Consider the following 19514-nt stretch of genomic DNA (forward strand, 5'->3'; position numbering starts at 1 on the left):
TGCCGGTTTCTTCCGCGCCGCTCCGAATTGGTCCCACGCGCGGCCGTGCGGCGGCACACTGACGCGATGAACATACAACCGACGGACGAAGACTCAGCGACCGAAGGCACGGTGACCGTCACTGAAGCCGGAACCGGGACCTACACCCAGCAGATCTCCGCCGGACGGCACAGCCTTGTCGCCGACGAACCGCAACCGATCGGCGATGACACCGGTCCCACACCGTACGACCTGCTGTTGTCCGCACTCGGGGCATGCACGTCCATGACGGTTCGCATGTACGCCAACCGCAAGGGCTGGCCGCTTGAGCGGGTTCGGGTGACGTTGCAGCACAAGCGGATTCACGCGAAGGACTGCGCGGACTGCGAGACCAAAATCGGCTGGGTCGATCATATCGATCGCGACATCGAGCTCACCGGCGACCTCGACGATTCGCAACGGCAGCGGTTGATGCAGATCGCCGACCGTTGCCCCGTGCACCAGACGCTGACCTCAGCGGTTCACATCACGACGCGCTGATCTGTTCAAGGAACGCACGTGCCGCCCGCGAAGCCCTGGCAGAGACCGCAATTCCGAGGCGCCGCACGGTCTTGGGCACCAGCGGTCGTACGGCAACGCCGGGCAGCTCGGGCAGGCCGGCGCGGGGCAGGATGGTCACCCCGAGCCCGGCCCGCACGATTTCGAGAGCCGCCGGGATCTCGCGGGCGTCGAAGGCCAGGTCGAGCTCGACGCCCTGGCGCCGCGCGATCGGCATGAACACGTCCGCGCACCCGCCCTTGCCCCGAACAAAGGGTTCGGTGGCCAGGTCGGTATAGGTGATGCTGTCCTTGGCCGCCAACTTATCGTCGGCCGGGACCACCGCGACCATGTCCTGTTCGCCCAGCACCGCTGACTCGAGGCCTTTGATGGGCAGGCTGACCACACCGGCTTCGGCGGCACCCTGGTCGAGCCAGTCCCGGATCTCCTCCTCGCTTCCTTCCAACAGCCGGATGGTGACCGCAGGATGGCGCCGGGCATACGTGCGCAGCTGCGGAGCGACGAACGTCGCGGTCGCCGTCGGCAGGCTCGCCAGATAGAGCGTTCCGGTGACGTCACCGGCCAAACCCGCGACTTCGGTGCGCATCAATGTCAAGTGCTGCAGCGCTTTTCGCGCGTGATCGAGAGCCACCGAACCGGCCTCGGTGAGGGAGATTCCGTCGCGGTGACGGATCAGCAGCGGCAGCCCCAGTTCCTTCTCCAGCGCCGCAACCGCGCGGCTGGTAGCGGGCTGCGACAACCCGAGCCGCCGGCTGGCTGCGGTGAAGCCACCGTGGTCGACCACCGTCACGAACGTGTTCAGCTGCAACAGGGTCGGCATCGATCCTCCATCACGCGCCTGCCATGCAGGCATATCACTAGTCTTATGGATGCTTTGCATTCTAGAAGGTTTGGGTAATGATGCGGAATGCAGCCTGGACACTAGAAGGAGATTCCGATGAGTAGCATTGCGACGTCGAATGTGATTGCGCCACAAGACCTTGCCTGGCACCAGACCGAGCTCGGTCGCGACTTCTGGGTCACCGACGATTTGGTCGGATCCCAGTACTCCGCGCTGTTCAGTGCACAGCTGACGAAGTTCGGCCCTGGCGGGGGATCCGCCCCGCACCGGCACGACTACAACCATGCGTTCTACTTCGTGAGCGGCACCGGCCGTGTGCGACTGGGCGCCCAATTCAGCCGGACAACACCGGGCACCTTCGTCAAGGTTCCGGCGGACATGGTGCACAGCCTCGTCAACGTGGGGTCCGACGATCTCGTGTTCCTGGTCATTTACGACCCACCGCACGTCGCGACCGACTGAGATCGTTTCAACTCAGATGATTCGGGGTAGGCCCGGCGCATGTACAAAGGCGTACCCTTGGCGGCCGCACTACTCGCCGCGGCCGTCGCACCGCTAGCGGCGTGCGGCAATCAGCAGGGTGGACAATCCGGCACGTCATCGTCTTCCGCGCAGTCCGGGTCGGACCGTATGACGACTCAGGTGAAGAGCACTGACGGCACCCAGGTCGCCACCGCGACGTTCGAGTTCGCCAACGGCTATGCGACCGTGACGGTGGAGGCCGGCCCCAACCAGGTTCTGAGCCCGGGGTTTCACGGGCTTCAGATCCATTCGGTCGGCAGATGTGATGCCGATTCCGGGTCCGCCGAAGGAGCTTTCAGCTCCGCCGGAGACGTCTATCAAGCAGCGAATCACACCGGCTACCCCGCAAGTGGCGAACTGACCGCGCTGCAGGTGCGCACGGACGGCTCGGCCAAACTCGTCACCACCAGCAACCTGTTCACCGCCGCGGACCTTCGAAGCAATTCCGGTACCTCTTTGGTCATCCATCAGACCGCGGATAACTTGGGCGGCAGTCCCACTGGGGATTCAGGTAAGCGGGTGGCGTGCGGTGTCATTGCCGCGCCCGCGGCGACAACAACGTCGTCCACCACCACCACACCGACGACTAGCGTCAGTACGGTCACCACCACTGTTGTTGTGCCGCCGCCGGAAACGATCACCAGCACCAGCACGGTGACCAGTACGACCAGTACCACCACCAGCCCCGGCGTTCCGACCGTCACCTCCACGGCGCCAAAGACCGCGACGACTGTGCCCGGCTGACGCCCGCTCGGCGCTCGGCGCTCGCCGTAGCATCACTGTCCTGACGAGTCACCCGTCAAGTGCCGCAGGATCGCCGGAAAAACGAGCTCGGAGTAGTCCAGGTGCGGTGCGTGTTTCGCGCCTTCGACACTGAGTAACTCCGAGCGTGGATACAGCTTCGAGACGTGGCGGCTGTTCGCGTACGGCGCCGCGGAGTCCCGAGTGCCCCACACCACCAGCACCGGGCGCGGATGCCTTCCCACCGCGACCCACTGATCCCCGGCGTTGACCGGAAAGTTGATGACCGTCGAAGCGAAAGATTCTGCGACTCCGGGGAATTGCAGTTGTTCGCGGGCACGCCGGTTGTAATCGGGGAACTGGTGGGGCCGGCTCAAGTGCTCTTTGTCCAGACGGTTGATCACGTCGTCGATATGGCGAGCCAGGAATTTGGCGGCACCGGGCAGTCGTAACGCCAGCTTGCCGATGTGTGTCAGCGGTCCGCCCACGTACAGGGCGGGTGCGATGAGCGTGAGGCTGGTGACACGGTCGGGAGCTTCGGCGGCGAAGCGCGTGATGATCACCCCGCCCATCGACCAACCGATCAAATGCATGGTGTCGATGCCCAGTGCGTCGAGCAGTTCGCGCAGTTGCGCCACGTACAGGTCGAGGTCGTAGCGCACAGCCGGCCGATCCGACAGTCCGCGACCGAAATGGTCATAGCGAAGCACCCGGAACCCTTGATCGGCAAGCGTTTCGGCGAGCGACTCCCACGCGTAGCTGGGTGTGACGAGACCGTGCACCAACACCACCCACGGGCCGTGGTCGCCGACCACGTGGTACGCCGTGACGCCGTGGGACAGCGTGGCCGATCCCGCCCGCGCCGCCTCCCGCGCGGTCGCCAATGTCTGCATGCCCCGCAGCGTATCTTCCGCTCGTTGTTGCGCGAGCAGACGCGAAAGCCCCCGCGCGCCCGGCGCGTCGGGGGCTTTCGCGTCTGCTCGGCAAACTCGGTGACACAATTCAAGGATGCGGAAAGATCGCAGCCGTGCAGTGGCCGCCACTGGCGCGGCCATAGCTGCCCTGGCGCTCCCAGCCTTCCTGAACCCCGCCCCCGCCCACGCCGGCCCGTTGCCCGACTTCTGCATCCCGGCCAGCGTCGTCGACAACGTCTGCACCGCGCGGTTGCAGTCGGTGAGGGCCAATGTCGTCGACGGGACGATCACCGGGGCACCGGTTGGTGGCGGTGCGGCGGTAACCCTTGCGGGACAGGCAGATGCCTACCTCAAGTCGACGGGATTCGGAAACGGCGCTCCCGACCCCGTTCAACAGTGGGACGCCGCCATCGACCGGGTGAACAACCTCAGCGTTGACCCGTCGGACCCGAATTGGTACGGCAATGCCAAGGCCAGAGCGTTCCTGCCGAGGACCCTCAATGACCTGGCCAGCAAGTTCCCCCCGGGCGTCCTGGTGGTGCGGTTCACGCCGGACGACGCCCAACCGGGCACGTTCCGGCTTGTATCCATTCAGCCGAGCAACTGAAGGTTGACCGCTGGATCGAGTCCGAAGAGCGTTATCGGGTCCGACTTACCCTTCAGTGCGTGAGCACCCCGGTCGGCGAGTCCGGGCAGTCGAGAAACCAAGGCGCGTACGGTTTGGTCAGTCATCAGAATCACATCACCCGTGATTTTCGTGAGCTGCTCGACGCGGGCCGCCACATTGACCGTGTCACCAATGAGGGTGAACTCGAGTTTGCCACCGCCGCCAATCGTTCCGGCGATCACAACGCCGGTATTTATCCCGACGCCGATGCGAAGCCTTCCACCGAATCGCTCGGCGACAAGGCGGCTGATCGATACCGCGGCCCTCACCGCGGCGTCGGCATGCTTGGCAAGTTCGTTGGGAGCGCCGAAGACGGCCAGAGCACCGTCGCCGAGGAACTTGTTCACGTGCCCACCAGCCCCGACGACGGCAGGGACGACGATCTCGAACAATGCATTGAGATGAGCGACGGTCTCCTCTGCCGTGTGTGCCTCGGCGAACGGTGTGAAGTCGCGAATATCGACGAACATCACGCTTACTTCGCGGCGTTCGCCGGTGAACACGTCATCGCCCTGCTCGAGCAGCCGCGCCGCCAAGGACGGGTCGACGTAGGTCCCAAACGCGGCGTGAAGTCGTTGACGCTCGGCCAAACCGGCCTGCATGCGGTTGAACGACCCCGCCAGCGCGCCGAGATCATCGTCTTGAACCACCGGGAGACGTCGCGAGTAGTCCCCGGCCGCAACCCGTTTGGTGCCCTCGGCAAGATCCCGAATCGGCTGCAAGGACGGCCCGAACACACTGATCACGGTGATCGGCACGGCGAAGCCCAGGGTCAGAACACAGGCGATGATCACCCACAGCAGGGGGGACTGCTCGGACTGATCGAACTCCCCCGCCACCGTCGCGCCCGCCACGGAGAAACCGAACGCGACCGAGAGTATGGACAAGTTCGACCACGCGGCGAAGGTGGGGCGCGACCGGGGCAGGGAGTCGCCGATCCCGGACTCACCGGCGATGGCGGCCCGTACCGGTCGCATGGGCCCTTCCGGCACGCTGTGCACACCGATCAGGTGCGTGCCAGCCCCGACAACGCCACCCAGGACCGCATACTGGACCAGCCGCGGTCCCGCCGCGCCCGCAATGACGCCAACGACGGACGACAGCAGGGCGCCGCACACGCTGACGACCGTTAACCCACGGGCAACCGCACGACGAGACCAGGTGTACGTGGCCTCCAGGGCCTTCGCCGGATCCACCGCTTCACCCCCTGCCCATCGCTCGACAAGCCGCCATGCGCCACGGCCGGGCAGAACAATCCCGTACGCCAGCATCAACATCGCAACGGCGGTGGCGCTCGCCGCTTGGAGGTAGTGACCCGATTTCTCGAAAGCCACGATGGCACAAGACAAGAAAAGGTATATCGGGAACGGTACGAGGAAAGAGACCCCGTAGATCACCCACGAGTACTGCGTGCCGAACCGGCTCCACGCCCACTTCAAGAAGCGGTCCATGCCGCGAGACTAGACGCATCCGATGGCTGAGCGACGAAAACGCCCCGGCCAGATGACCGGGGCGTTTCGTCTCGCGTACTCAGTGCCGGTGGCGACCTCGCCCGTGGCCGTCGTCTGCCTCCGCGGCGGGCCGATCTAGCACCGCGGTCTCGGTGGTGCTCGACGTACCACGCAAGTTGGATGGGCCTGAGTGACCGCCACCTGGCGCGAACAGACGCAAAAGCCCCCGAACACTCCGCGTGTCGGGGGCTTTGCGTCTGATGGGCAGGACTTAGTGCGCGTGGCCGTGGTGGCCGTGGCCGTCGTCCGCCTCTTCGGCGGGCCGCTCCACCACCGCGGTCTCGGTGGTCAGCACCATCCGGGCCACCGACGACGCGTTGAGCACCGCAGAGCGGGTCACCTTGACCGGGTCAACGACGCCCTGGGCCGCCAGGTCGCCGTACTCGCGAGTGGCGGCATTGAGGCCCTGCCCGGCGGGCAGCTCGCTGACCTTGCTGACCACCACCGCGCCGTCAAGTCCGGCGTTGGTGGCGATCCAGTACAGCGGGGCGGCCAACGCCTCGGAGAACACGTCGACACCAAGCTGCTCGTCACCGCTGAGCTCCTCGCGCAGTGACTTGAGCACGTGGCGGGAGTGGATCAGCGCCGAACCACCGCCGGCGACGATGCCCTCCTCGACGGCAGCCTTGGCGGCAGCGACCGCGTCCTCGACACTTTCCTTGCGCTCCTTGAGTGCCGTCTCCGTGGCCGCGCCGACTTGGATCACGGCGACGCCGCCGGCCAGCTTGGCAACCCGTTCCTGCAGCTTCTCGCGGTCCCAGTCGGAGTCGCTGGCTTCGATCTCGGCGCGCAGCTGCTTGACCCGGTTGGCGACCGCGTCCTTGGACCCGGCGCCGTCGACGATGATCGTGTCGTCCTTGCTGACCACCACGCGACGGGCCGACCCCAGCACGTCGAGCCCCACCTCGCGCAGCACCAGGCCGGTGTCGGGATTGACCACCTCGCCGCCGGTGACGATGGCCAGGTCCTGCATGAAGGCTTTGCGGCGGTCGCCGAAGAACGGCGACTTGACCGCGACGGCTTTCAGCGTCTTGCGGATGGAGTTGACGACCAGCGTCGCCAGCGCCTCACCCTCGACGTCCTCGGCGATGATCAGCAGCGGCTTGCCGGCCTCGGCAACCTTCTCCAGCAGCGGCAGCAGGTCGGGCAGCGAGCTGATCTTGTCCTGGTGCAACAGGATCAGCGGGTCGTCGAGCACGGCTTCCTGGGAGTCGAAGTCGGTGACGAAATACGCCGACAGGAAACCCTTGTCGAAGCCCACACCCTCGGTGAACTCCAACTCGGTGTTCAGCGTCGAGGACTCCTCCACACTGACGACGCCGTCATGGCCGACCTTGCTCATGGCCTCGCCGACCAGCTCACCGATCTGCTCGTCGCGCGAGGAGACGGTGGCCACCTGAGCGATGGCTTCCTTGCCGGACACCGGGGTGGCCGCGGACAACAGCGCCTCGGACACGGCGTCGGCGGCCTTGCTGATCCCCGAACCCAGCGCGATCGGGTTCGCCCCGGCGGCCACCAGGCGCAGCCCGCCCTTGACCAGGGCTTGGGCCAGCACGGTCGCCGTGGTGGTGCCGTCGCCGGCGACGTCGTTGGTCTTGGTGGCCACCGACTTCACCAGCTGAGCGCCCAGGTTCTCGAACGGGTCTTCCAGGTCGATCTCGCGAGCCACCGTCACGCCGTCGTTGGTTACCTGCGGGCCACCGTATGCCTTGGCCAACACCACGTGCCGGCCGCCGGGTCCCAGAGTCACCTTGACCGCGTTCGCGAGCTTGTTGACGCCCGCTTCCATGGCGCGACGCGCGGTCACGTCGTACTCAATAAGTTTGCTCATCAGGCTCCTTAGCCCAGCTCCTAACGCATGCCGCCCCGGAAATCACCCGTGCCTGCGCACGGGGATCGCCGGGGCGAACATGGTGTTTTACTTGTTAACGACTGCCAGCACGTCGCGCGCCGACAGAATCAGGTATTCCTCGCCGCCGTACTTGATTTCGGTGCCGCCGTACTTGCTGTAGATGACGGTGTCACCCTCGGAGACGTCGAGCGGGATCCGCTTCTCGCCGTCCTCGTCCCAGCGGCCGGGACCGACCGCAACGACGGTGCCCTCCTGGGGCTTCTCCTTGGCGGTGTCAGGAATGACCAGACCGGAAGCGGTCGTGGTCTCGGCCTCGTTGGCCTGTACGAGAATCTTGTCCTCGAGTGGCTTGATGTTCACCTTCGCCACGATTGGAGCCCTCCACTAGTTAGATCGGGTCCGGGACGTTCGCCCCGACCGAGTTGGCGGTCGGTCCGGGGGCTGCCCCGAACCGTCCGAATTACCAGATGACCTGGCATTCTTCCTAGCCCTAGCGTCGTCGTCGCGGGTGCCGACGCACGGGGAATTCCGACTGCCACCTAGCACTCTATACACGAGAGTGCTAGCACTCAAGGGCGGCCCGGTGCTTCTCCCGGTCGGGATCGGTGGGGCTATCCCACCTGTCCCTTGACCACTGGCAGCCCCGGGTCGCTGGCCGCGTCCAGCGGCGATGGCTGGGCTCCCGCGGCGACGAGCTGCGCGGCGAACGCCGCGATCATCGCCCCGTTGTCCGTGCAGAGCCGGGGCCGGGGGATCCGGAGTGTCAGGCCGGCGTCGGCGCATCGCTGCGTGGCCAGCTCGCGCAGCCGCGAATTGGCCGCCACTCCCCCGGCGATCAGCAGCGTCGAGACCTCCAGCTCGGTCGCCGCTCGCACCGCCTTCTTGGTCAATACGTCGGCGACCGCCTCCTGGAATCCGGCGGCAACATCGGCCGGCCGGAAGTCGGGGTGACTTTCGACATAGCGAGCGACCGCGGTCTTGAGGCCGGAGAAGCTGAACGCGTACGGGTCGTCCCTCGGTCCGGACATTCCGCGCGGAAATACCACGGCGTCCCGATCGCCGGTACGGGCCAGCTCGTCGAGCACTCGCCCGCCCGGATAACCCAGGCCCAGCAGGCGTGCCACCTTGTCGTACGCCTCGCCCGCGGCGTCGTCGACCGTGCTGCCCAGCTCGACGATCGGCTCGCCCAGCGAACGCACATGCAGCAGGTGGGTGTGGCCGCCGGACACCAGCAACGCCACACTCTCCGGCAACGGTCCGTGTTCGTAGAGATCGGCGGCCAGATGTCCGCCGAGATGGTTGACGGCGTAGAACGGCACCCCCCAGGCCGCCGAATATGCTTTGGCCGCAGCCACTCCCACCAACAGAGCACCGGCCAGCCCGGGCCCGATGGTGGCGGCGACAATGTCGGGCTTCGTCAGACCGGCGGCTTCCAGCGCCCGGCGCATCGCCGGGCCCAACGCCTCCAGGTGGGCACGCGAGGCGATTTCGGGCACCACGCCCCCGAACCGGACATGCTCGTCGACGCTGGACGCCACCTCGTCAGCCAGCAGTGTCACCGTGGCCCCGTCGCCGGCTCCGTCGAGGCGTGCGATGCCGACACCCGTTTCGTCGCAGGATGTTTCGATAGCAAGGATGGTCGTCATCGGGCTTCCCGTCGCATGGTGTAGGCGTCGGCGCCACTGACCCGGTAGTAGCGCTTGCGCACGCCGATCTGTTCGAAACCGACGCTGCGGTACAGCGCGATCGCCGGCTCGTTGTCGGTGCGGACTTCCAGGAACACGACGCCCCCGTCGGCGTAATCGAGCAATTCGTCCAGTAGCCGACGACCGATCCCGCGCCCCTGGTAGCCGGGGTCGACACCGATGGTGTGCACCTCGTATTCGAAGGGCGGCGTGCGGCCCAGCCGCGAGATCCCGGCGTAGCCGACCAGCACGTCGCCGCTGCGCGCGCCCACGTAATGGTTGGTCTTGCTGGCCAGCTCCCGCTTGAATGCCACGGCCGGCCACGGGTCGTCGCCGTCGAACAACAGCGCCTCCAGTTCCGCGCACCGGCCGGCATCGGCGAACGTCAGCGCTCCGATGGTGATCGGCTCAATGTCGGAGTTCATGCCTTTGCCGCCAACGGTTTAGCGTCCGGACGCCGCAAGTACAACGCCACCAGCGGTGCGGGCTCCGCCGACCAATCGGGTACGGCCAGCGCCAATCCGGCCGGTGTGGGATACACCGGCTCGCAGCGCGGCAGATCGAACAGCGCCGCGTGCTCCGGCGAGCCCGCAACCGCGCGTGCGGGTCCGGCGTCGACATCGGCCGGCGCGCTGACCGCCGGGCCGTCGGTGCGGACGCCGTCGCGGTAGCGCGCCCAATAGACCTCACGCCGGCGGGCGTCGGTGACGACCAGGGTGTCTCCGCTGGTCAGCCGGCCGATGCCATCCAGGCTGCAGACGCCGTGTACCGGGATGCCCAACGCGTGCCCGTAGGCGGCGGCGGTGGCCATGCCGGCCCGCAGTCCGGTGAACGGTCCTGGACCACAGCCCACCACCACGGCGTCCAGGTCTGCCATCGTCAGACCCGCCTCGGCGAGTGCCTCAATGACGTTGGGCGTCAATCGCTCCGCGTGCGCCCGCGCGTCCACGGTTACGCGTTCGGCAAGCGTCGCGAGGTCCTCGAGCCGGACGATGCCCGCCGTGACGGCCGGGGTCGCGGTGTCCAACGCCAAGACGATGCCTATCTGCACCGCTCCTCCTCAGCGCTGCACTCTGCATCGTCGCCGGTGGTGCGCACCCACTCCCAAGTCGCGATCCGCACGTCGGAGTGCATGACGCGCTCCAACCGAATATCCAAGTGCCACTGGGCAAGGCGTTCGACCAGTCCTTCGCCCCACTCCACCACGACGACGGCGTCCTGCAGGTCGGTGTCCAGATCCAGCGAGTCCAGTTCGCCGAGCAGGTCGGCGCCGTGTTGGTCCAGCAGCCGGTAGACATCGACGTGGACCAGCGCGGGTTTGCCCGCCTGCCGCGCCGGGTGCACCCGGGCCAGTACGAACGTCGGCGACGTCACTGGACCGTCGACGTCCATGGCCGCCGCGATTCCTTTGGCCAGCACCGTTTTTCCGGCACCGAGCGGGCCGGTGAGCACCACGACGTCACCGGCGCGCAGCTGCTCTCCCAGCCGGGATCCGAGTTGCAGGGTGTCTTCGACACGCTCAAGGGTGGCTGTGCCGTTATCCATTGCGCCGCAACCGCTTTCGCAGCCGAGCACCCAACCGCCGGTAACGCTGCCGCACTTTGCCCGGCAGCGCCCGGTCGATCAGCCGGATCAGGCCGTCGTTGATGGCGTCGGGCTTGTCCAGCAGGGCCAGGTGGCTGGCCCCGGTGACGATCACCAACTCGGACTGCGGCATCGACGCCGCCATCAGCCTCGAGTATTCGTCCGGGGTGAGCAGATCGTGGTCACCGCAGGCGATCAGCGTTGGGATCTTCAGCAGCGTCCACAGCCCGGCGGTTTCGTCGTGCGTTTCCAGTGCGCGCAGGAAGCCGACCAGGGTGGCAATGGGGGTGCCGTTCATCATCCGTTGCGAGAAGGCGTCCAGGCTGCGGCTGACCTGCAGGTCGCTGTAGGACGCGGCGCGCAGGATCGGGCCAATCAGGGACCGGGATACGTTGCGGCCGCGGTGCACCAGATTGGGCGCGGACTTGGCGGCGAACCGAACGGCTTCCAGCGCAGGGTTTTTCAGGAATGCGCCCAGCGGTGAGCGGGTCACGCCTTCGGCGGCCGAGGAGATCAGCGCCGCGCCGACGATTCGGCGGCCGTACCGTTCTGGGAACTGGCGGGCGTGCGAAAGCACCGTCATGCCGCCCATCGAGTGACCGACCAGGACGATCGGCCCACGCGGTGCGGTCACCCGCAGCACCGACTCCAGGTCCTGCCCGAGTTGGGTCAGCGTGTAGGACTCGGGCTCACCTTCCCCGGACTCGCCGTGCCCGCGCTGGTCGTAGAACACCATCCGCACTTGCGGACCGAAGACGTCGCCGAGCCGTATCCGCTGAAAGTGGAATGCGCCCATGCGCAGACAGAATCCATGGGCGAAGACGACGGTCAACGGCGCATCCTCCGGGCCGGCCTCGCGCACCGCCAGCGACACCCCGTCGGATGTCGTCACGACATAATCCCGGTCGCTGTCCAGCCGCTCGAAATCCTCGTCGGCCCAGGGATCTTCGCCGACGTTGGTGCGTTCGACAATGGTCTTGCGTGCCGAGGCGCCGACCAGGGTGGCCACTGCGGTCAGTCCGGTACTTCCGGCCAACCACGCCCTGCCCCGGTGCGGGTGGTGTTTGTCGTCAGGACTCAACGGTCTGCGCCTCGCGGTAGGTCCTGCCGATCCGCCCCCGAATGCCGGTGACCACCTCGTAGTGAATGGTGCCCACCAGGTCGGCCCAGTCCTGCGCGGTGGGCTCGCCGCTGCTGCCCGGCCCGAACAGGATCGCCTCGTCACCCTCACCCACGTCGGGCTGTCCCGGACCCAGGTCGACGACGAACTGGTCCATGCAGACCCGTCCCACCCCGGGCCGGCGCCGGCCGTTGATCTGCACCTCGAGTCGTCCACCCAGCGAGCGGATCACACCGTCGGCGTACCCGATCGGCAGCAGTGCCACATTGGTGTCACGCGGCGCGACCCAGGTGTGCCCGTACGAGACGCCCTCACCTGCCTTGATCGACTTGACAAGGGCGACAGGGCATTTGACGGTCATCGCCGGAATCAGACCCATGTCCCCCAGCTTAGGCACCGGGCTCAGGCCGTAGACCGCAATGCCGGGTCGCACCAGGTCGAAGGTGAGATCGGGACGGACCATGGTGGCCGAGGAATTCGACAGGTGTGCCACCTCGAAGTCCACCTTCTGGTCGCGGGCGTACGCCAGCATCTCCCGGAACCGCTTGGCCTGCAGGTCGTTGATCGGTTCTTCGGGTGCATCGGCGTACACCATGTGCGTCATCAATCCCCGCAGCCGGATCTCGTCGGCGGCGACGGCCTTGCGCAACCCGTTCAGCACCGCGGGGTATTCGGCGGGCGCCACGCCGTTGCGGTTCAAGCCGGTGTCGACCTTCACGGTGACCACGGCCTGCGTGCCGGTCCGGCGCACCGCCTCCAACACCTCTTCCAGTTGGCGTGCCGAGGAGACCGCGATCTGTACGTCGCCGGCCAGCGCCGGTCCGAAGTCGAAGCCGGGTGGGTGCAGCCAGGCCAGTACCGGCTCGACGATGCCGGCGGCGCGCAGGTCGAGCGCCTCGTCGACGGTGGCGACGCCGAGTTCGGCGGCACCGGCGGCCAGCGCCGCGTAGGCCACTCTGGTGGCGCCGTGGCCGTATCCGTCGGCCTTGACGACAGCCATGACCTCCGCGTTTCCGGCGTGCTCGCGCAGCACCCGCACGTTGTGGGCGATAGCGCCGAGGTCCACCACCGCCTCGGCGAGGACACCCGGCGTCAAAGAGAGCGACGTAACGGCCACGGCCGCCATTGTCCCAGAGCGCGGCGCAACGGCTTCTCCCGATTGACTCTGCGCTGGTGGCGAGCTTTTCGACTTGGATTCAGGAGGCCTGCGCCCGTCGCGCAGAGTCAACGCGTCACAGCCATTAGCAAGCCGCTAGTGCGCGAAGTGCGCGGCTTCGTAGTGCCCGCCCGGCCGCAGTTTGTCCAGCGAGGCCAGAGCGGTGCGGGCGTCGTCGTGCAGGGCCCGGGCCAGGTCGGCGGACAGGCCTTCGCGAACCACGATGCGCAGCACGGACACGTCGGTCGCGTTGTCGGGCATGGTGTAGGCGGGAACCTGCCACCCGAAGCCGCGCAACTCGTGCGACACGTCGAATTCGGTGTAGCCGAGGCCGCGCTGCAGCCGGAAGGCGACGACCGGGATCGCCGACCCGTCAGAGATCAACTCGCAATGCTCACCGACGCGCAGCTGCTCACCCAGCCATCGCGCGGTCGACTGCAATGCCTGCATCACCTGGGTGTAGCCCTCGCGGCCCAGGCGCAGGAAGTTGTAGTACTGGCCCACCACCTGGTTGCCCGGCCGAGAGAAGTTGAGCGTGAAGGTCGGCATGTCGCCGCCCAAGTAATTCACGTGGAACACCAAGTCCTCGGGCAAATGCTCCTTGCTGCGCCACACCACGAACCCGACGCCGGGGTAGGTCAGCCCGTACTTGTGGCCGCTGACGTTGATGGACACCACCCGGGGCAGCCGGAAATCCCATTTCAGTTCCGGGTGCAGAAACGGCACCACGAACCCGCCGCTGGCGGCATCGACATGCACCGGAACGTCGACGCCCCCTTCTGAGGCCGGTTTGCTGGCGAGTTTGTCCAGTGCGGCGCAGATCTCGGCGATGGGTTCCAGCTCGCCGGTGTAGGTGGTGCCCAGGATCGCCACCACACCGATAGTGTCCTCGTCGACGGCCTCGATGACCTGCTCGGGCGTGATGACGTAGCGCCCCTCTTCCATTGGCAGATAACGGGGTTCGACGTCGAAGTACCGGCAGAACTTCTCCCATACGACCTGCACATTGGAGCCCATCACCAGGTTGGGGGTGCGCGCCTTCCAGTTCTTGCCCACCTTCTCGCGCCACCGCCACTTCAGCGCCAGACCGCCCAGCATGACGGCCTCGCTGGAGCCGATGGTGGACACGCCGACGGCGCTGCTCGGGTCGTCGTCGCGCAGGTTTTCAGCGTGGAACAGGTCGGCAACCATGCACACGCAGCGCTGCTCGATGGCTGCGGTCGCCGGGTATTCGTCCTTGTCGATCATGTTCTTGTCGAACGTTTCGGCCATCAGCTGCCCCGCCTGGGGGTCCATCCAGGTGGTCACGAAGGTGGCCAGGTTCAGCCGCGAGCTGCCGTCCAGCATCAGTTCGTCGTGGATGAAGCGGTAGGCGGCGTCGGGATCCATCGACTCCTCGGGCAGCCGCAGGGCCGGCACCGGCGCGGTGAACAACCGGCCGGTGTAGGCGGGAGCGATCGAGTGCGCGGGCAGCGAGGGATGTTGGGGCACAGTGGATCCTTTCTTGTACGAGGGAGTCGGCTACAGCGCCGCCAGGGCGGCCCGGATGTGGTGCAGGATGCGCGACGCCGACGTCGGTGCGTCGCCCGGCCCGGGGTCCGCGGCCGACAGCGCCGCGGCACGGGCGTGCACGAATGCGGCCGCGGCGGCGGCCTCGCCGGCCGGCAAACCAGAGGCCAGAAGCGCACCGATCATGCCGGACAACACGTCACCGGACCCGGCGGTCGCCGCCCAGGACTGACCGGCCGGGTTCAGATACACCGGTCCGCCGGGATCGGCGATGACCGTGACATTGCCCTTGAGCAGCACGGTGGCACCGAAGGTGTCGGCCAGCTTGCGACAGGCCGCCATCCGGTCGTCACCGGGCGGTGCTCCGGCGAGCCGGGCGAATTCGCCGGCGTGCGGCGTCAACACCGTGGGGGCAGTCCGGTCGGCCACCAGCTCCGGGTGGGCCGCCAGCATGGTCAATCCGTCCGCGTCGACCAGCACCGGCAAATCGGTGTCCAACGCGAACCACAGTGCGGCGGCCCCGATTTCATCCGTCCCCAGCCCGGGTCCGACGACCCACGCCTGGACCCGGCCGGCCGACGCCGGGCTGGGTGAGGCGATGACTTCCGGCCAGTGTGCGAGCACCTCGTGGTTGGCGCTGCCGGCGTAGCGGACCATGCCCGACGTGGCCGCGACCGCGGCGCCGGTACACAGCACCGCGGCACCGGGATACGTGGCGCTGCCGGCCAGCACGCCGGTGACGCCCTGGGTGTACTTGTCGTCGTGCGCGCCGGGGATCGGCCAGCGCGCGAGCACGTCGGCGGCCTCGAATCCCGACATGTCGGTCTCGGGCAGGTCCAGCCCGATGTCGACGAGCTCGACGCGGCCACAGTCGGCCAGCGCATGCACCGGTTTCAGCCCGCCGAAGGTCACCGTCAGGGCGGCGTGCACGGCGGGTCCGCTGATCGCCCCGGTCGCCACGTCCACGCCGCTGGGAATGTCGACCGCGACCACCGGGATGTCGCCGACGCCGTCGAACACCTCGGCTGCGGCCGGGCGCAGCGGACCCGAACCCGAGATGCCCACCACCCCGTCGACGACCAGATCCGTTGCCGGCTGGACCTTTTCGACGACCTGGCCGCCGGCCTTGCGGAACGCCGCCAGTCCCTTCTGGTGGGCGCGTTCGGGGTTGAGCAGTATCGCGTCGGCCGCTGCGCCGCGACGGCGCAGGAACGTGGCCGCCCACAGCGCGTCGCCGCCGTTGTCGCCGGAACCCACGACCGCGCAGATCCGCCGGCCGGCCACCCCGCCGGTGCGGGCCCTGAGTTCACCCATGATCGCGGTCGCCAGACCGTAAGCGGCGCGCCGCATCAACGCCCCGTCGGGCATGCTCGCCAACAACGGCGCTTCGGCGTCGCGAATTGCGTCCACGGAGTAGTAGTGCCGCATCACAGCCAGCATTCCACACAGCTGATGTTCAGGAGCCGTCCGTACATTCGCGTCCACCGACCAAGGAGGGGCAGACATGGCACGGACCGACAACGACACCTGGGATCTCGCGACCAGCGTGGGCGCCACCGCCACCGGCGTCGCCGTGGGACGCGCGCTGGCCAGCCGGGGCGACGACCCGCTGATCAACGACCCGTACGCCGAGCCGCTGGTGCGGGCGGTCGGCGTCGACTTCTTCACCCGGCTGGCCAGCGGCGAACTGGACCCCGGCGTCGTCGACGATCACGCCGAGTTCGGCATGGAGCGGATGCGCGACATGATGGCCGTGCGCACCAGGTTTTTCGACGACTTCTTCCTCGCTGCCGCCGAGGCGGGCATCCGGCAGGCGGTGATCCTGGCGTCCGGCCTGGATGCCCGTGGTTACCGGCTGCCGTGGCCGGCCGGCAGCATCGTGTACGAGATCGACCAACCGCAGGTGATCGAGTTCAAGACCGCGACGCTCAGCGAGCTTGGAGCCAGGCCGAAAGCAGAGCTGCGGACGGTGGCGGTCGACCTGCGCCACGATTGGCCACAGGCGTTGCGCTACGCGGGTTTTGACCCGCAGGCGCCCAGTGCGTGGAGCGCCGAGGGCCTGTTGCCGTTCCTACCGCCGGAAGCCCAGGACGCGCTGCTGGACAACATCACCGAACTCAGCGCGCCCGGCAGCCGACTGGCCACCGAGAACATGTCCGACGGCAGCCGAGCGGTGTCGTTGATGGCAGACCAGATGAAGGAGACCACTGACCGCTGGCGCGCGCACGGCTTCGACGTCGAGATGACCGACCTCTGGTATGCCGGCGATCGCAACGACGTGATCGAGTACCTCAACGCCCACGGCTGGTCGGCCGATGCCGCCCCGGTCACTGAGTTGCTTGCCACTCAAGGCGTTCGGATGGACGCCGACGACGAGCGCGCTGCGGTGTTCGCTTCGCTGAGCTACGTCTCCGCCACCCGCGGTTAGCCGGCTTCCGCCGTCGCTTCGGGCTCCCTGCGTCGGCGGAACAGTTCGCGGAGGGCGGCCGGGTTCCACGGGACGGTCTTGCGCTCGCGGGCCATCGGGTAGAACGCCAGACCGATGAGCAGCGCGGCGAAATGGCCGATCGCGGTGAAGCTGAGTCCGATCCGGTCCATGGTGATCACCGGGAAACCGAAGATCAGCAGGAGTACGGCGAGGTAACCCCAGCGCCACGGCCGCGCAATCCGATACGTCAGCACCCCCATCACCCCGACCAGGAAATAGCTCACCCCGATGTCGTGGGCGCGGACGTACCGCTCGGAGGCGTCTCGCAATTCGATGGCGAGGAAGAGCAGGCCTTCGCTGAAGTAGGTGGCGACGATGTGAGCGCTCAATCCCACGGTGAGCCAACGCAGTTGGCCCAGCCATCGCTCGGCCGGCGCCAGAAACAGGGTGAACAGCAGCAGGTAGGGTTCCAGGCTCTTGCCGTCGATCCACATCAGGCTGGAAAACAGCACCCCCAGCGGATCGGTGGCCAGCGCATGGATATTGGTGTAGCGGTGCAGCAGCACCGAGTGCAGCTGCTGGCCGGTCAGCACGTTCTGCAGAATCGTGGTGATCGTCAAAGCGAGCAGCCAGCCGTACGTCAGCGGTGCCCGGACGATCCAGTGCCAAACCGCACGCACCAACGTGCGCGCTCGAGCCGACACCGAAGTTTTTGCCACTTGGCAACTTTACTTGTCGAAATCCGGTGCCAGATGCCGCCACCAGCAGGTGATGTAGATGAGCATCGAGAGCACCAGGGCGACGATCACCCAGAGCACAATCCTGATGTCGATCCAAGAGCCGAACGGCGGTGCGTTGGGCAGAGCGTTACGCAGCGGCACCACCGCGAAAAGCATTGCCGCGTACCAGGTTGTCATGGGCGGCTGGAACTTCCGGCGGTCGCGGGCCGTTTGGATGGCGACGAACAGCCCGATCGCGGCCAGCAGAACCAGCGCCCCGAGGATGATGACCGCGAACGCCACCGTGCCCGCCGACCGCTGCAACTTCACCCGGTACGGCGCCAGCCCACCGTCGGTGCTGGGAGCGGGAATGGTGATCTGCCAGCCGGCCAACCGGTCCACGAACGTCACCGCTGCCCGCTCGGGCACCTCCTCGGGGCCCCGGAAGAGTTCGACGGTGATCGGACCCGATGTGTAGCGGTCGAACGGCCAGTTGGCGACGTCACCGCTGAGCGTGAGCGGGACCGGAAATGTGCCTGGCAACATCCCTTTCGACCACGACCGCTTGGTGGGCGATACCGCTGAGGTCACCACCACGCTGAGGTCCTCGGTCAGACCGTGGGTGCGCTGATCCAGCAACTTCGGTCCGGGTGAGATCGCGAGGTTGGTGACCAGCACGGTGTTGCTCTGCTGAACGTCTTGCAGGTCGATGGTGACCGTTGTCCCGTCGGTGGTCGGCTGGCCTTGGGTCAGGTCGTGCGGTCCCTTGCCGGCAGTGCCGTACAGGGAGGTCGAGGCGAAGTAGGCCACCAGAAATAGCAGGAAGCCGGCGATCCCGAGTTTCATGCGCGCCTGTCCTGGGTCGAGGTGTCACCGTATTCCGGTGCCAGATGCCGCCACCAGCAGGAGATGTAGAGCACCAGCGAGATGGTCAGGACGACGATCACCCAGAGCACGATGGTGACGTCCACCCAGCTACCGAAGGGCGGAGAATCGGGCAGCGCATCGCGCAACGGCATCACCGCAAACAGCATGGCCGCATACCACGTCGTCATCGGCGGCTGAAATTTCCTGCGATTGCGCACTGTCTGGATCGCGACGAAGAAGGCCAGGCCGGCCAGCGCGATGAGGACACCGAGGATCAGCACGGCGAACGCCGTCGTGCTGTGCGAGCGGTGCAGTTGTAGCCGGTAGGGTGCGTGTGGTTCACCCTTGCCCGGGCGAGCCACGTCGACTTCCCAGCCCAGCAGTCGATCGACCAGAGTCACCGTCACAGACTCGGGTGTCTGCGAAGTGCCGGAGAAAAGCTGAACGTTGATAGGTCCGGTTTCATAGCGGTCGAAGGGCCAGTCGGCGACGTCACCGGTCAGGCTGATCGAAACCCGGAAGGCGTCGGGCAGCGAGGCTTTCGGCCAGGTGCGCTTGCTGGCCTGTATCACCGAGCTGGCGACGACGTTCAGGTCGTCCTTGAGTGTGCCGTTCTGCTCGTCCAGTAGTGCGAGCGCCGGCACGACGGCGATGTTGGCCACCAGGACGCCGGTGTTGGACTGGATGTCCTCGATGTCGACCGTCACCTTGGTGCCGTCACCCGAACCGTTGGAGATCTGGTGACGATGACCCATGCCGCCGTTGACGTAAAGCACGATCGATGCGATGTACCCCGCGACGAAGACGACGACTCCAATGATCGTGCGTCTGGACACCGAGATCCTCGTCACGGCTTTACCT

General features: G+C 66.9%; 21 protein-coding genes. 5 read left to right on the forward strand and 16 right to left on the reverse strand.

The window, feature by feature from the left end:
- Positions 1-66 precede the first annotated feature (66 nt).
- A complete protein-coding gene (locus A5645_RS19020) occupies positions 67-519 on the forward strand; it encodes an OsmC family protein (RefSeq protein WP_065130673.1) in 453 nt (150 codons plus the stop codon).
- Here the strand turns inward: A5645_RS19020 and A5645_RS19025 are convergent.
- On the reverse strand, positions 506-1357 hold the full coding sequence (locus A5645_RS19025) for a LysR family transcriptional regulator (protein WP_065130674.1): 852 nt from the start codon (positions 1355-1357) through the stop codon (positions 506-508). The two genes, A5645_RS19020 and A5645_RS19025, sit on opposite strands and share 14 nt — an antisense overlap.
- Positions 1358-1474: 117 nt before the next feature.
- Here A5645_RS19025 and A5645_RS19030 point away from each other — a divergent pair, with 117 nt between their 5' ends.
- A complete protein-coding gene (locus A5645_RS19030) occupies positions 1475-1840 on the forward strand; it encodes a cupin domain-containing protein (RefSeq protein WP_065038035.1) in 366 nt (121 codons plus the stop codon).
- A 39-nt stretch (positions 1841-1879) separates the two neighbouring features.
- A complete protein-coding gene (locus A5645_RS19035) occupies positions 1880-2644 on the forward strand; it encodes a superoxide dismutase family protein (RefSeq protein WP_065130675.1) in 765 nt (254 codons plus the stop codon).
- A 32-nt stretch (positions 2645-2676) separates the two neighbouring features.
- Here A5645_RS19035 and A5645_RS19040 read toward each other — a convergent pair whose 3' ends face one another.
- The gene (locus A5645_RS19040; RefSeq protein WP_065130676.1) at positions 2677-3534 is read right to left on the reverse strand and encodes an alpha/beta fold hydrolase; all 858 of its coding nucleotides are present in this window, start codon (positions 3532-3534) and stop codon (positions 2677-2679) included.
- A 115-nt stretch (positions 3535-3649) separates the two neighbouring features.
- On the opposite strand from A5645_RS19040, the gene A5645_RS19045 reads away from it, so the two are divergent.
- Positions 3650-4162 (forward strand): hypothetical protein, encoded by a 513-nt coding sequence (locus tag A5645_RS19045; protein WP_065130677.1) that lies wholly within the window; start codon positions 3650-3652, stop codon positions 4160-4162.
- Here A5645_RS19045 and A5645_RS19050 read toward each other — a convergent pair.
- The 11 genes from A5645_RS19050 to A5645_RS19100 form a co-directional block, all read right to left on the reverse strand.
- Complete coding sequence (locus A5645_RS19050) at positions 4147-5673, reverse strand: adenylate/guanylate cyclase domain-containing protein (RefSeq protein WP_065130678.1); 1527 nt, start codon at positions 5671-5673, stop codon at positions 4147-4149. The genes A5645_RS19045 and A5645_RS19050 overlap by 16 nt on opposite strands.
- 271 nt (positions 5674-5944) lie before the next feature.
- Positions 5945-7564 (reverse strand): chaperonin GroEL, encoded by a 1620-nt coding sequence (groL, locus tag A5645_RS19055; RefSeq protein WP_065130679.1) that lies wholly within the window; start codon positions 7562-7564, stop codon positions 5945-5947.
- Positions 7565-7651: 87 nt separating this feature from the next.
- Complete coding sequence (gene groES / locus A5645_RS19060; RefSeq protein WP_036352908.1) at positions 7652-7954, reverse strand: co-chaperone GroES; 303 nt, start codon at positions 7952-7954, stop codon at positions 7652-7654.
- Positions 7955-8196: 242 nt separating this feature from the next.
- On the reverse strand, positions 8197-9231 hold the full coding sequence (gene tsaD, locus A5645_RS19065) for a tRNA (adenosine(37)-N6)-threonylcarbamoyltransferase complex transferase subunit TsaD (protein ID WP_065130680.1): 1035 nt from the start codon (positions 9229-9231) through the stop codon (positions 8197-8199).
- Complete coding sequence (gene rimI / locus A5645_RS19070; RefSeq protein WP_065130681.1) at positions 9228-9695, reverse strand: ribosomal protein S18-alanine N-acetyltransferase; 468 nt, start codon at positions 9693-9695, stop codon at positions 9228-9230. The genes tsaD and rimI overlap by 4 nt, the downstream gene beginning before the upstream one ends.
- Positions 9692-10321 carry a tRNA (adenosine(37)-N6)-threonylcarbamoyltransferase complex dimerization subunit type 1 TsaB gene (gene tsaB, locus A5645_RS19075; RefSeq protein WP_172830567.1) on the reverse strand — a complete coding sequence of 210 codons (630 nt, stop codon included), beginning with the start codon at positions 10319-10321 and terminating at the stop codon, positions 9692-9694. The genes rimI and tsaB overlap by 4 nt, the downstream gene beginning before the upstream one ends.
- On the reverse strand, positions 10312-10815 hold the full coding sequence (tsaE, locus tag A5645_RS19080) for a tRNA (adenosine(37)-N6)-threonylcarbamoyltransferase complex ATPase subunit type 1 TsaE (RefSeq protein WP_065130682.1): 504 nt from the start codon (positions 10813-10815) through the stop codon (positions 10312-10314). Before tsaE ends, tsaB begins: the two co-directional genes overlap by 10 nt.
- A complete protein-coding gene (locus A5645_RS19085; protein WP_155768099.1) occupies positions 10808-11872 on the reverse strand; it encodes an alpha/beta fold hydrolase in 1065 nt (354 codons plus the stop codon). Before A5645_RS19085 ends, tsaE begins: the two co-directional genes overlap by 8 nt.
- A gap of 52 nt (positions 11873-11924) precedes the next feature.
- Positions 11925-13100 carry an alanine racemase gene (gene alr / locus A5645_RS19090; RefSeq protein WP_065130683.1) on the reverse strand — a complete coding sequence of 392 codons (1176 nt, stop codon included), beginning with the start codon at positions 13098-13100 and terminating at the stop codon, positions 11925-11927.
- A gap of 126 nt (positions 13101-13226) precedes the next feature.
- Positions 13227-14621 carry a glutamate decarboxylase gene (gad, locus tag A5645_RS19095; RefSeq protein ID WP_065130684.1) on the reverse strand — a complete coding sequence of 465 codons (1395 nt, stop codon included), beginning with the start codon at positions 14619-14621 and terminating at the stop codon, positions 13227-13229.
- 30 nt (positions 14622-14651) lie between these two features.
- Complete coding sequence (locus tag A5645_RS19100; RefSeq protein ID WP_065130900.1) at positions 14652-16067, reverse strand: NAD(P)H-hydrate dehydratase; 1416 nt, start codon at positions 16065-16067, stop codon at positions 14652-14654.
- Positions 16068-16143: 76 nt separating this feature from the next.
- On the opposite strand from A5645_RS19100, the gene A5645_RS19105 reads away from it, so the two are divergent.
- Positions 16144-17067 (forward strand): class I SAM-dependent methyltransferase, encoded by a 924-nt coding sequence (locus A5645_RS19105; RefSeq protein WP_065130685.1) that lies wholly within the window; start codon positions 16144-16146, stop codon positions 17065-17067.
- Here the strand turns inward: A5645_RS19105 and A5645_RS19110 are convergent.
- Genes A5645_RS19110 through A5645_RS19120 form a run of 3 tightly spaced genes read right to left on the reverse strand, consistent with a single transcriptional unit; the run spans position 17064 to position 19504 of the window.
- A complete protein-coding gene (locus tag A5645_RS19110) occupies positions 17064-17786 on the reverse strand; it encodes a rhomboid-like protein (protein WP_065130686.1) in 723 nt (240 codons plus the stop codon). The genes A5645_RS19105 and A5645_RS19110 overlap by 4 nt on opposite strands.
- A gap of 9 nt (positions 17787-17795) precedes the next feature.
- Positions 17796-18632: a DUF4436 domain-containing protein gene (locus tag A5645_RS19115; protein ID WP_065130687.1), complete on the reverse strand. Its 837-nt coding sequence runs from the start codon at positions 18630-18632 to the stop codon at positions 17796-17798.
- Complete coding sequence (locus A5645_RS19120) at positions 18629-19504, reverse strand: DUF4436 domain-containing protein (RefSeq protein WP_065130688.1); 876 nt, start codon at positions 19502-19504, stop codon at positions 18629-18631. Before A5645_RS19120 ends, A5645_RS19115 begins: the two co-directional genes overlap by 4 nt.
- Positions 19505-19514 lie beyond the last annotated feature (10 nt).

The sequence above is a fragment of the Mycobacterium asiaticum genome, assembly GCF_001673635.1.
Taxonomy (GTDB): Bacteria; Actinomycetota; Actinomycetes; order Mycobacteriales; family Mycobacteriaceae; genus Mycobacterium; species Mycobacterium asiaticum_C.

Bases quoted from the DNA above. Each gene is read 5' to 3' on its own strand.
- rimI (WP_065130681.1), bottom strand. From the start codon at position 9,695: ATGAACTCCGACATTGAGCCGATCACCATCGGAGCGCTGACGTTCGCC.
- A5645_RS19020 (WP_065130673.1), top strand. From the start codon at position 67: ATGAACATACAACCGACGGACGAAGACTCAGCGACCGAAGGCACGGTG.
- A5645_RS19030 (WP_065038035.1), top strand. From the start codon at position 1,475: ATGAGTAGCATTGCGACGTCGAATGTGATTGCGCCACAAGACCTTGCC.
- A5645_RS19045 (WP_065130677.1), top strand. From the start codon at position 3,650: ATGCGGAAAGATCGCAGCCGTGCAGTGGCCGCCACTGGCGCGGCCATA.
- tsaD (WP_065130680.1), bottom strand. From the start codon at position 9,231: ATGACGACCATCCTTGCTATCGAAACATCCTGCGACGAAACGGGTGTC.
- A5645_RS19115 (WP_065130687.1), bottom strand. From the start codon at position 18,632: ATGAAACTCGGGATCGCCGGCTTCCTGCTATTTCTGGTGGCCTACTTC.
- tsaE (WP_065130682.1), bottom strand. From the start codon at position 10,815: ATGGATAACGGCACAGCCACCCTTGAGCGTGTCGAAGACACCCTGCAA.
- A5645_RS19100 (WP_065130900.1), bottom strand. From the start codon at position 16,067: ATGCGGCACTACTACTCCGTGGACGCAATTCGCGACGCCGAAGCGCCG.
- A5645_RS19035 (WP_065130675.1), top strand. From the start codon at position 1,880: ATGTACAAAGGCGTACCCTTGGCGGCCGCACTACTCGCCGCGGCCGTC.
- A5645_RS19025 (WP_065130674.1), bottom strand. From the start codon at position 1,357: ATGCCGACCCTGTTGCAGCTGAACACGTTCGTGACGGTGGTCGACCAC.
- A5645_RS19050 (WP_065130678.1), bottom strand. From the start codon at position 5,673: ATGGACCGCTTCTTGAAGTGGGCGTGGAGCCGGTTCGGCACGCAGTAC.
- alr (WP_065130683.1), bottom strand. From the start codon at position 13,100: ATGGCGGCCGTGGCCGTTACGTCGCTCTCTTTGACGCCGGGTGTCCTC.
- groL (WP_065130679.1), bottom strand. From the start codon at position 7,564: ATGAGCAAACTTATTGAGTACGACGTGACCGCGCGTCGCGCCATGGAA.
- A5645_RS19040 (WP_065130676.1), bottom strand. From the start codon at position 3,534: ATGCAGACATTGGCGACCGCGCGGGAGGCGGCGCGGGCGGGATCGGCC.
- A5645_RS19105 (WP_065130685.1), top strand. From the start codon at position 16,144: ATGGCACGGACCGACAACGACACCTGGGATCTCGCGACCAGCGTGGGC.